A 12,430-nucleotide genomic window follows, 5' to 3' on the forward strand; every position below is an offset into this window, starting at 1 on the left:
CCCCGCCGCCTGTGTCTTCACAGGCGGCTTTTTACTGCGGTTTGCGTTAAGGATAGCAGCGGATACCGGCCTTGTGGCTAAAGCTTGCGGAGTATGAGCGGATAGCCTGACCCGACGCAGGCGGGGAACGCCATGGAAATAACAATTTATCCATTGAACAGCATTCATATTGAAGAAGATCCTTCGCTGTCGCTCAGGATGACAAATCATAAGTTATGCTTTCCACCCCAACAATTACCCTTATTTATCCAATAAAAAACCTTCAATCGGATTTAATATTCCCAAAATGGTATTGTAAATTTGCAGTACATCTAAAACAACACTGTGGCCGAAGAAGGAGATAGTAAACCCCAAAAAGTAGATTCCTTTGCAGCATTGCGATACAAAGATTTCAGGTCTTACGTAGGCATGCGCTTTTGTTTTACCTTTGCTTATCAAATGCAGGCCGTTATTATCGGCTTTTATATTTACCAGGTCACCAAAAGTGTTTTTGCCCTGGGCCTGGTAGGTTTGTGCGAGGCCATACCCGCCATTGGCATAGCGCTTTACGGAGGCTATATTGCCGATAAATCCGAAAAACGCAAAATGCTGCTCATCATATTTGCCATGGTGATCCTCACCTCGTCAGTGATGTTTACCGTTACACTCAACAGCATGAGCGGTATTATACATAAAGACTGGATTGTGCCCATTATTTTTACTATGATATTTTGTAATGGTATAGCCCGCGCATTTTATGGCCCGGCTACCTTTACGGTTTATGCGCACAGTATCCCAAAAGAGGTTTATCCTAATGGCAGTACCTGGAGCAGTTCCAGCTGGCAGGTCGCTTCTATTGTTGGTCCTGCAGCCGGTGGATTGATTTATGGCTATGCTGGTAAAATAATGCCCGGCTTAAGTGGTATTACCGCCACGTTCTCGGTTATCATATTTTTTCTGCTGATATCATTGGTGTTGGTTTTTTTCCTGCGCAAGTACCCGCCGGTGTTTGTGCCCAAAGAAAGTATCTGGAAAAGTTTGTCAGAAGGTATTCATTTTGTGTTCCATAATAAAATGATGATCGGCGCTATGAGTCTCGATCTGTTCTCGGTATTTTTTGGCGGCGCAGTAGCTTTGCTGCCCGTATTTGCCAATGAGATACTCAAAGTAGGCGCCGAAGGTTTGGGTATTATGCGCGCCACAGCATCATTGGGCGCGGTACTCACCATGCTGGTTATGACGCGTTTTTCGCCCATGGGTAAACCCTGGCGCAACCTGCTTATTGCGGTTACCGGCTTTGGTTTAAGTATCATTTGCTTTGGCTTATCGCGGAGTTTCTATTTGTCGCTCTTCTTTATATTTACCGAAGGCGCTTTTGATAGCATCAGCGTAATTATTCGCGGCACTATTATGCAACTGTTAACGCCCGATCATATGCGCGGCCGGGTATCCGCCGTAAACCAGATGTTCATCGGATCATCTAACGAGATAGGTGCCTTTGAATCCGGAACTGCTGCCCGTTTGCTGGGTACTGTGCCTGCTGTAATATTTGGTGGCAGCATGACCATGCTTATTGTAGGTATCACTTACCTCAAAACCAAAAAACTCATTCCGTTGTCGCTTAATCAGATACAGCCTCCTGTGGCCGAAGTTAAATCTGTGGTGTAACAGATATATGTCGGCTGCGTCTTAGTTATTATCAATTCAACTTTATAACTTAGATTTTTTACGACTGACATTTAAAAAACAATTTATGAGAATCACAAAATGGGCTTTGGCGGCTATCCCTGTCGCCATTTTAGCGTCATGCGGCCAAAAAAAGGAATCGTCATCTACGGACGATGTTCCAAAACGCACCGTATTTTTTGATAAAACAGGTATGGATACCACGGTAAAACCAGGCGACAACTTTTATTTGTACGCCAGCGGTGCCTGGTTAAAGAAAACCGAGATACCGGCATCACAGCGTGGATGGGGTTCGTTTTATACACTGTATGACGATAACCAGAAAAATCTGCACAAAATATTGGAAGAAATTACCCAAAAAGATAACCCGGCAGGCAGCAAAGAACAAAAAGTGGCCGACCTATACACCAGTGGTATGGATACTGTAGGTATCGAAAAATTGGATTATGAACCTGTTAAGCCTGTGCTGGCTAAAATTAGCGCAGTGAAGGATTATAAAGGCTTGGTAAGTCTGGCTGCCGATAGCTATAAAGACGGTGGTGGCTTTTTATTAGGATTTTCTGTTGGGCCCGATGATCGTATCAGCACCAAAAATATTGGTCACTTTGACCAGGCCGGTTTGGGTTTGCCTAACCGCGACTATTATTTCAACAGCGACTCGGCTACCGTTAAGATACGCGCAGCTTATGTGAAATACATTACCAAGCTGTTTACTTTAACCGGTGTTGATGAAGCTACAGCTACTAAAAAGGCTGATGGTATCCTGAAACTGGAAACCCTGATAGCCAAATCGCACCTGACACCAACCGAACTGCGCGATCCGGTTAAGAACTATAATAAATTTGCGGTGGCCGATCTGCAAAAACAGATCCCGGATATCGACCTGAAGGATGCTTTTAAACGCCTGGAACTAAACACTGATACCGTTTTAGTTGGTCAGCCAGCTTACTTTAAAGCGTTGGATGGTTTGTTAAAATCAGAACCTATTGAGGTTTGGAAAGATAAAGCCACCTTTACTGCCCTGGATAATGCTTCAACAGCATTGAGCAAAGCTTTCAGGGACGCCAATTTTGAGTTTAACGGCAAAACCCTGAGTGGTAAAAAACAAGAACAGGAGCGCTGGAAAACCGTTATTGAAACCGTTGACGGTGGCTTGGGCGAATTGCTAGGTCAGCTTTATGTAGAGAAGTATTTTACTCCAGATGCCAAACAACGTATGCTTACGCTGGTAAACAACCTGCAAAGCGTATATAAAGACCGTATTGAAAAGCTGGATTGGATGAGCCCTGAAACTAAGGCCAAGGCCCTCGCTAAGCTGGCTGCCTTCACCAAAAAAATAGGCTATCCTGATAAATGGAAAACTTATGACGATGTGGAGATCAGAAAGGATGCTTATTACAAAAACCAGGAATCTATTGCCCGTCACCATTATAACGAAATGATCAAAAAGGCTGGTAAACCAGTTGATAAAACCGAATGGGGTATGACACCGCCAACAGTTAATGCCTACTATAACCCAACCTTTAATGAAATCGTATTCCCGGCAGGCATATTGCAGTTCCCGTTCTTTGATAAGGATGCTGACGATGCTATCAACTACGGTGCTATAGGCGCGGTTATTGGCCACGAAATGACCCACGGTTTTGACGATCAGGGTCGCCAGTATGATAAAGACGGTAACCTGAAAGACTGGTGGACAAAAGCAGATGCCGATCAATTTAAAAGCCGTGTAGGCCTGATGATCGAACAGTATAACAAATTTACGGTATTGAACAATCTGCACGTAAACGGCAAGCTTACCCAGGGCGAAAACCTGGCCGATATTGGTGGTGTGGCTATTGCCTACGAAGCCTTTAAGAGAACAGAACAAGGTAAAGGCGACACGAAGATTGACGGCTTTACGCCAGATCAGCGTTTCTTCCTGTCGTTTGGCCAGGTATGGCGTATCAAAACCCGCGACGAAACTATGCGCATGCGTATCAGCGTTGATCCGCACTCACCAGAAATGTACCGTGTTAACGGCCCGTTGTCAAACACCCCGGCATTTTACAAAGCATTTGACGTAAAACCCGGCGACAAGCTTTACCGCCCCGAAAACGAACGTGTGAAAGTTTGGTAGGATATAAAATAATAAAACATAGAGACATATATTATTGTCTCTGCACTATATAGCAGCAATCAAAAGCGCCGTCTGAACTTCAGGCGGCGCTTTTGGTTATGATAAGTCCTCGATAAATGAATGTGCTTTGATGATGTTTGATATTATTATAGATTATGTAATTGTTAATAGGGTAATTACGCCTTTATTGGTAATATTATTATTGTATGTTTGCGCCAAAATCAAATATTAAATTTTATCACTTTTATGAAAAAAATTCTATTTTTAATTCCCATTGTGGGAATGTTATGGTCATGCTCCAAACAAAGTCAAGTTAAACCAGGGCAATCTGAAGCATCATCTACTCCAAACAAATTGCAAACCAAATCCGCCGTAGATCATGTATGGGATGTGTTGGGTTTTGGTTATGATGTAACCGGCGAGTATGGTAACTCAAGCGCTACAACATTCCAGGTAATTGATATTGCCAAATTGAACGCTGCGGATGCATCACGTGTTGTAACTCAATTAAACACCACCAGAAACGCGGTGTTCTCGTATGGCGAAAACGCTCAGGCTTATTCTTCAGATCTGTCTGCACATTTAACCGCTACAACAGGTTTTTCGGTGTTCTCAGGTTCTATCACTGCCGCCTATTCCAATTCGAGTTCATTTAGCTCCAAATATATTTATGGTAGCTACAGCTTATTAATGCAACAAAAAGAATTAAAATTTAACGCTACTCCTGCTTTATTGCAAAGCTATTTAATGCCAAGCTTTGTACAAGATGCTGCCACGCTTACGCCACAACAGCTGGTAGCTCAGTATGGTGCGTTTGTACTTTCTGACATTATGCTGGGTGCCAAGCTGGAAATTACCTATCAGTCAGAAACAAAAGCCTCAGATCGTAAAAGCGCTGCTTCTGCCGGTTTAGATGAAAAAATAAGCTTATTATTTTCACTGAAAACAGATATTAACACCAATCATGCGCAAAGCAGCTCAAATTACAACCAATATTTACATTACATTACCCATGGTGGCGATCCTACCAAAGAAATCGTTGGTACAGTTGCCTTTAACCAGGTGGTACCGGTAATTGATTACAGTGCATGGCAAGCCAGTACTAATTTTCAAAATGCCGAGCTGATTGACATTAAAAAAGACGGATTAATACCTATTTACGCGCTGATCGCAGATCCAGCTAAATCTGCTGCTGTTAAAACATATGTTGATCAGTATTTGAAAGATCACCAGGTAAATATTGTTGCCCAACCACCATCTTTACCCGAAGGTCAGTTTACCCGTAACGATGATACCGGCCAGGTATACATTGTAATGGACGGCGAACTGCGTTATATACCCAATCAGGATGTGCTTAATGGCCTGTTTGAGTTTAACACATCATTAATGGTTCATTACAGTGCTGCTACCCTAAGCAGATATGCTATGGGTGATGCCATATCGCCAGACAACGGAATTATTAACGATACTCAAACCGGTAGGGTATACTTCAGAGAGCATTCTTACATCCGTTATATTCCTAATCAACAAGTAAAAGCACTTTATCACTTTAACTTTAAACCACTAAGAAACGTAAATGGAATAAGCGCTTACGTTGTTGGTCCGGATATGTAAAATACGATATAGATACGTATTACATACGTTCTATAAAAAAAGCCACCTGATTTCAGGTGGCTTTTTTATGTAAAAATATTTGTTATTCTGAGCGTAGCGAAGAATCTGTTCTGCGACTTGTATGTTCAAGAATAGATTCTTCGTTCCTTAGAATGACAAAGCAATGTTATTAAAAGATATTACACCAATACGCTCTCCACCCATGCTTTACCCCAGTTGTCAACTTCGTCGGCAGTCCAGAGTGATGGGTAAAATATCCTTTTCTGGAAACGGGGAGGCAGATACTTTTGCCAGTTGGTGCCGCCGGTAGCTTTAATTTCTTCAGGTTCGCGGTTCAGGTACCTTACTGCCGATTTATAATGCGATAGCGGCCAGTTGATATTTACGTTCACATCCAGTTGTTTAAGCTCCAGTTTAAGTTCGGGCGTTAATTGTCCTGCTGCTTCAAATTGGCGTGCCAGGGCATTAAAGTTGTGGTTAACACTGGCTTTGCCCAATTCAATAAATGCTTTGGAATATTTTTTCTCGAACTGTTTGAGCGTAAGTGTTTTTTTGCCGGTGGATAGTTCGGTCGCGCCAAATTTCCAATACAGGTATTCAAACTGGCCTTCGATGGGGGCCTTGCTGAGTTCCTGGCGTTTATCCTTATCAACCAGGTTGATGAAATCGGTAGCGTATATTTCGATCATGCGGTACTGGCCTGATTGGAATCCGCTGGCTGGCAGCAATGACATCCGGAATTTCAGAAATTGTTCTTTCTCCATCCCATCAACCATGATTTCGAATGATTGGGTAAGAGCACCAAAATACCGGTTGATGCGTTTTAACCTCGCGGTAAAAAAATCAACTGTAAGGGATTGCGCTTCGGCAATTTGCCGGCACTCATGCAGGGCCAGTTTAAAATACAATTCGGTGATCTGGTGATAAATAATAAATATCTCCTCGTCGGGGAATGGTGTTTTAGGGCTCTGTAAACTCAGCAGGGTATCCAGGTGGATATAATCCCAGTAGGTTAAAAAATCGGCATGCAGCAGGCCGTCAAGGTAGGAGGTCATGTCCTGCCCCATGGCTTCATATTTTTCCTGCAAACGTGCCAGGCGATCTTCAATTTCAGGATGGAAATGCATGATCAAAGGTAATAAAAATGAGATACCGGCAAGCGGATATGGCAAAGAGATAGGTATCTGCAAAAAGCAGAAACATTTTTGCAATATAAATGTCTTTATAGCAATTGTCTGAATCTGGATTAACAGGATTTTTCACGGGTGTTTGCTTTCAAAGGTGTTCAAGAAGGCTCACGCCGTTTAAGGATTTCCAGAATTGTATTTGATGATTCTGTTAATTTAAAAATTCTGTAAATTCTGATCAAAAACATAAACCTCATGAAGATTAGTAAAATACTTATTGGTATTGACGATAGCGCGTATGCGCGCAATGCCGCTGCATATGGCTTTGATATGGCCCGGGATTATAAAGCTGCTGTGGGTTTGGTGCATATCATCGAACCCATGGTCATACCTTCAACACCCGCAGATAATTTAACCGGGATATCCATGGATAGCGCCTTCGGCATACAGGAGGTAGAGTTGAGCGAGGTACAAACCAACCAAACGGAAATACTCATTAACAATACCATCAAAGAATTTGGGGATGGACTGGAGATAACAGCATTTAAGCAATATGGCTCCCGAGCCGATGGGATAATTGATTGCTGCAAAGAGTTTGATGCTGATATTATTGTAATTGGCACGCACAAACGTTCGGGCTTTGATCGTCTGCTTATCGGTAGCGTAGCCGAGCATGTGGTACGCCATTCCGCGGTTCCCGTACTGGTGGTGCCGTTTGTGGAGTAAGGCTGCTTAGGTTTTACGTGGTACGTTTGACGTAATACGATTTTTGAATTTTTAGAAACGTATTACGTCAAACGTATAACTTACAACGTATTAATACAGCAGTCTGAACTTAATGGTATGTTCAATAGCTTTTAGCTCATTGAGTACCTGCGGATCGTAACCGGTATTTACATCAGTAATTACATAGCCTATCAGGGCATTCGTTACCAGGAATTCACCTACTATATTGATGTTATGGCGGGCAAATACTTCGTTTATTTTGGCCAGAATGCCCGGTATGTTTTTGTGGATGTGTATCAACCGGTGGGCATTGCTTACACGGGGCGGCTGCAGATCGGGGAAGTTGCAGCTGGTGTGTGTTTTACCCTCGTTCATAAAAGCCATTACACGGCGCGGTATAAAATCGTTATTGTGGGGGTTATGTTTGGGGTCGTCAAATATGATGATACCACTTTCTGTAGCTGCATCGGCCAGTTTACGGTTGCATTTACCAAAAATACCGATCACCTTTAATCTGCCCGCATTTTGTACCTGGTCGGGCGTAGGCTGATTAGCTTCGTCGCAAAATAAAACGCCGGCTTCTTCCAGGTATTTTTCTTCAATACTTTCGCGGTGACGCAGGTTATAGCCTTCCTTTTTCATTTGGGCCAGTGCGTCATCATCCACATCACCCACAATGAGGCATTTAATGCGATTTTTAGGGTACGATATGGCGCGTGGCAGCTTGTTAAGATATAAAAACTCGTCGAAGCTTGGTGTGATATGGTCGGCTTTTTCGGCTACTGATTTACGTTCGATGTTTTCGGTAAAGGCGAAGAATTTTTTGATCATGCCCGATTCCTTCAGCTGGAAATCGGAATAACCATCGCCAATGCCATAAATATCGCCGGGCAATTGCAGCTCTTTCAGCAGTTTTACCTTACCGCCTTCCTGCGATAGTGGATTTTCACGGTCGTAGCCGATGATTTTGCCATCCTCGTCAAACACGAATGTATTGGCGTAGATGTTTTCTTTTTTGATATGATATTCGGTAACTACCGGTGTAATAAACTCCTTAAAGCCGCCGGATACAATAAGTACTTCGTCCTGGTGATTTTTAAAAAATATGATATTGCGCGAAAAAGAGGTAGATACCTTTTTTTTGAGATGGGTGATGAGTTGCTTTAAATGATCGCGGTTGGCTTCTAATAGTTTAACGCGGTTTTCCAGACTTTGGGTAAACGACAACCGTCCTTCCATCGAAGCATTGGTGAGGTCTTCTATCTGTTTATAAATATCCTCGCGGTTAGGGTGGTTTTTGAGAGAAATGCGGGCCAGTTCGTCAAGGGCCTCTACCTGTGTAAACGTGCTGTCGAAATCAATAATAAAGTACTGCTCCATCTTGGGTGCAAATGTGCGAAATTTTTTTGTTGATGAGATGGAATAATATACAGAATCTATAGGGGTTATCATGATTGATTACTACAAGGTTGTAGTATGATAGGTATAATCATCACGTCATCGCGAGCGCAGGGGAAGTGAAGGCTTAGATTAACGCCTTACAAACTTCCGCAATAGTTTTACTTACCGGTTTAAATACCATACTGATAGCTTCCTTGATTTTAGAATTATCAAAATTCCGGATCTCTGAAGCTGCACGGGCAGATGTTTTATCAATAGCAGGTGAGCCACCGGTTAAAGCAGCGATGAAAGCCGCCCCGCGCCAGGCCAGGCCCATCATCCAGGGTTTGGCTAATTTGGCTGGTGCTTTTATGCCGAAATTGTGGGCAATTTCGGTGGTCATAGCCTGATAAGTATAATTTTCGGCACTGATGATATAGCGCTCGGCAGTAATATCGCTGTTCATGAGGGCAACCATACATTTGGCCACATCCTCCACATCAACAAAACCACCGCTGCCGCCGGTATAATATTGAAGACCCTTTTGTACGGTGTTGAATAATGCCCCAGTACCGGATCTACCCGCGCTCGCCCCTAAAATAAGGGAAGGGTTAACAATCACGGCATCCAGGCCTTCGGCAATGCCCCGCCATACTTCCATTTCACTTTCCAGCTTAGATATGGCATAGCCATCGTTTTCGCTTGATTGCTCCAGGTGGTGGTTCTCTGTGATTAGTTCGCCGGGCTTGGCTATACCAATGGCGGCTATCGAGCTTACATGAACCATGCGTATACCGCGTTCGATACATAAGTTAACCACATTGGCTGTACCCGTAACATTGGTATTGATCATGGGATCTTTATCAGCCTGTTTTAAGGATACCCAGGCCGCGCAATGATAAACCTGTGCAACGCCTTCCAGCGCATCGGAAAGGGCAAATATATCCAGCATATCGGCATCAACCCATTCTATTTGTGTTTGATAGAGTGTTAACAGAGCAGGTATCCTGGAATTACTCCTTTTGGTGCAACGGATGTACTGGCCCGAATTTACCAGCAATTTTGCCAGTTCAGCTCCTAAAAAACCTGTTGCGCCGGTGATCAGTATCATATATGCGGATAGATGTGCAGATGTGCAAATATGCAGATGTGCAGATTATTTTGGATGTGCGGATTTTAAATTAAACATGCAAATATGCAGATTATTTTGGATGTGCAGATACAATTTCACATCTGCACATCCGCATATTTGCACATCCGTACATACATTGTCCTCACATTTGCACATGCATCATTTGCACATCTGCACATCTATCTGCACATTTGCACATCTGCATATTTGCACATTAAAAAATTATGTCCTTAGCTGATTTTTTTACACCTATTGATCTTAAAAAGATCGCTCCTAAAAAGGGGTATTACACCAGCCAGCTTGGCGATAAAATTGTGCATTATTCTGTCGATTTTCCGGATTTGGAAGAAAAAACCGACCTGGCTATCATTGGTGTTATGGACGACCGTAATGCAACCGATAATCCAGGCTGTGCACTCGGTCCCGATTATATCCGCGAAAAACTTTACCAGCTTTATGAGGGCAGCTACAGCGTAAAAATTGCCGATCTGGGCAATATACGCGCCGGTGCTACGGTAACCGATACTTATTTCGCGTTGAAAACTGTAGTGGCCGAGCTCATCAAAAAAGATATCATCCCCATTATATTAGGTGGGGGCCAGGATTTAACTTATGCACAATACCTGGGCTATGAAGACCTGGAACAAAAGGTTGACCTGGTAGTGATCGACTCCCATTTTGACCTGGATGAGGACGATACCTCGAGTGGTATTGAAACCACCTCAACCTCATATCTTAACAAAATATTTTTGCATGAGCCCAATTTTCTATTCAATTACAGCAACCTGGGTTTTCAAACTTATTTTGTAAGCCAGGAGAGTCTGCGGGTAATGGATAAGCTTTATTTTGATGTACATCGCCTGGGTGAGCTTACCGGTAATGTGGCCGTAACCGAACCGGCCATCCGTAATGCCAGTATGATCAGCTTTGATGTAGGGGCTATTCGGTCGGCCGATGCCATGGGCAATGCCAACGCTACGCCAAACGGGTTTTACGGCGAGGAGGCCTGTCAGCTTTGCCGTTATGCAGGTTTTAATGATAAGTTAACCTCCATTGGTTTTTATGAGTTTAATCCGGCATATGATAATAACGGACAAACTGCTACGCAACTGGCACAAATGATCTGGTATTTTATTGAGGGAGTTTATAACCGGAAGCGCGATTTTCCGCTTAATCCTAAAAGCCAGTACCTCATCTATAAAACCAGCTTAAAGCACGAAGATCAGGAAGTGGTATTTGTGAAAAGCAAAAAATCCGACAGGTGGTGGATGCAGGTGCCATACCCCACAGGCGGGTCGCGGAACGAGCGTTTTCACCTGGTGCCCTGCAGCTATGCCGATTATAAAATGGCAGCTTCGGGAGAATTACCCGATCTTTGGTGGCGCACTTATCAAAAATTAAACTGATAATTATAATTCAACCGGCATTCTTGCGTTAAGAATGCTTATAGTTTTGATACTCTGATGAAGAAACTGATTTTTTCTGTGGCAGCTATGTTGCCCATAATGGCATTTGCCCAAACTTCTGACACTTTTACTATTAACGGTAAAGTAGGCGCTATAGGCGCGCCCGCCAAAGTGTACCTCATATACCAGTTGGGTTCTAATAACGTGGTTGATTCATCAAGCGTAACTGCAGGTAGTTTTAGCTTTAAAGGTACCCTATTGAATCCGGTTAATGCAACCCTGGCCCTGGATTATAAAGGTATTGGTCTGAACAAATATATACAGCAGAATTATCCCGATGGCGGTCCGTCAAATACTGCGGATGATTTGAACCTTTTTCTGGAAAAAGGGACTATCGCCATCAATAGTAAAGATTCCCTTTCTAAATCGCTGATCTCAGGCTCGGTTTTAAATGATGATAACCGCAGGCTTACGGGGCAACTAGCCGTAATCAATAAAAAAGCGCAGGCATTAATGGCCGAGGCAAAAGCTGCTACACCTGAGCAACAAAAGGCACCCGATTTTCAGAGCAGGATGCAGGCTCGTTATAAGAACATCCAGGCCGAACAAAAGGCGGTGCTCAAAAATTTTATCACCAACAACCCAAATAGTTATTTGAGCTTGCTGGCTATTAACTCTGTGGCTGGTCCTGCGCCAGATCCTACGGAGATTGAACCTTTGTTTAATGGTTTATCTCAAAGCTTAAAAGATTCAGAAAGTGGTAAAAACCTGAAACGCGGGATTGATGCTTTAAAAGTAACCGCTATAGGAGCCATAGCACCCGATTTTATACAGAACGATGTGAATGGTACACCTGTTAAGTTGTCATCATTTAGGGGTAAATATGTGCTGATTGATTTCTGGGCTTCCTGGTGCGGCCCTTGTCGTCAGGAAAACCCTAACGTAGTACGTAATTATAATAAATACAAAACCAAAAACTTTACGGTATTAGGTGTGTCATTGGATAAACCGGAAGGTAAATCGGCCTGGCTGGCTGCTATTAAAAGCGACGGACTGGAATGGACACAAGTATCCGACCTTAAATTCTGGAATAATGAAGCCGCTACGCTTTACCAGGTAAGTTCTATCCCGCAAAATTTCCTGATAGGTCCGGACGGAAAAATCATCGCTAAAAACCTGCGTGGTGAAGATCTCGATGCTAAATTGCAGGAATTGCTTGGCAAAATATAGCATAGGATATTAGGTACCGGTATGATTTGTA

At 43.2% G+C, this 12,430-nt stretch carries 9 protein-coding genes; 6 read left to right on the forward strand and 3 right to left on the reverse strand.

Features of this window, described 5'->3' with window-relative positions; translation table 11 throughout:
* Positions 1-324 precede the first annotated feature (324 nt).
* The 3 genes from BW976_RS19205 (at position 325) to BW976_RS19215 (ending at position 5,398) form a co-directional block, all read left to right on the forward strand.
* Entirely contained in the window at positions 325-1,647 is a 1,323-nt protein-coding gene (locus BW976_RS19205; RefSeq protein WP_076375458.1) for an MFS transporter, read from the forward strand.
* A gap of 85 nt (positions 1,648-1,732) precedes the next feature.
* Complete coding sequence (locus BW976_RS19210; protein ID WP_076375460.1) at positions 1,733-3,784, forward strand: M13 family metallopeptidase; 2,052 nt, start codon at positions 1,733-1,735, stop codon at positions 3,782-3,784.
* Positions 3,785-4,030: 246 nt separating this feature from the next.
* Positions 4,031-5,398, forward strand: coding sequence for an MAC/perforin domain-containing protein (locus BW976_RS19215; RefSeq protein WP_076375462.1), 1,368 nt, complete (start codon positions 4,031-4,033; stop codon positions 5,396-5,398).
* Positions 5,399-5,577: 179 nt separating this feature from the next.
* Here BW976_RS19215 and BW976_RS19220 read toward each other — a convergent pair whose 3' ends face one another.
* Positions 5,578-6,525, reverse strand: a complete 948-nt coding sequence (locus BW976_RS19220; protein WP_076375727.1) for a tryptophan 2,3-dioxygenase family protein — start codon at positions 6,523-6,525, stop codon at positions 5,578-5,580.
* A gap of 255 nt (positions 6,526-6,780) precedes the next feature.
* Here BW976_RS19220 and BW976_RS19225 point away from each other — a divergent pair, with 255 nt between their 5' ends.
* Positions 6,781-7,251, forward strand: a complete 471-nt coding sequence (locus BW976_RS19225; RefSeq protein ID WP_076375464.1) for a universal stress protein — start codon at positions 6,781-6,783, stop codon at positions 7,249-7,251.
* A 90-nt stretch (positions 7,252-7,341) separates the two neighbouring features.
* Here the strand turns inward: BW976_RS19225 and BW976_RS19230 are convergent, their stop codons facing one another.
* A complete protein-coding gene (locus tag BW976_RS19230; protein ID WP_076375466.1) occupies positions 7,342-8,631 on the reverse strand; it encodes an HAD-IB family phosphatase in 1,290 nt (429 codons plus the stop codon).
* 145 nt (positions 8,632-8,776) lie between these two features.
* Positions 8,777-9,742, reverse strand: a complete 966-nt coding sequence (locus BW976_RS19235; protein WP_076375468.1) for an NAD-dependent epimerase/dehydratase family protein — start codon at positions 9,740-9,742, stop codon at positions 8,777-8,779.
* Between the two features lie 245 nt (positions 9,743-9,987).
* Between BW976_RS19235 and BW976_RS19240 the strand changes: the two genes are divergently transcribed.
* Together BW976_RS19240 and BW976_RS19245 are read left to right on the forward strand one after the other, a co-directional pair.
* Positions 9,988-11,169, forward strand: a complete 1,182-nt coding sequence (locus BW976_RS19240) for a formimidoylglutamase (protein ID WP_076375470.1) — start codon at positions 9,988-9,990, stop codon at positions 11,167-11,169.
* 57 nt (positions 11,170-11,226) lie between these two features.
* Positions 11,227-12,399, forward strand: a complete 1,173-nt coding sequence (locus tag BW976_RS19245; RefSeq protein ID WP_076375472.1) for a TlpA disulfide reductase family protein — start codon at positions 11,227-11,229, stop codon at positions 12,397-12,399.
* Positions 12,400-12,430: the final 31 nt, after the last annotated feature.

It is taken from the genome of Mucilaginibacter lappiensis, assembly GCF_900155965.1.
Classification (GTDB): Bacteria; Bacteroidota; Bacteroidia; order Sphingobacteriales; family Sphingobacteriaceae; genus Mucilaginibacter; species Mucilaginibacter lappiensis.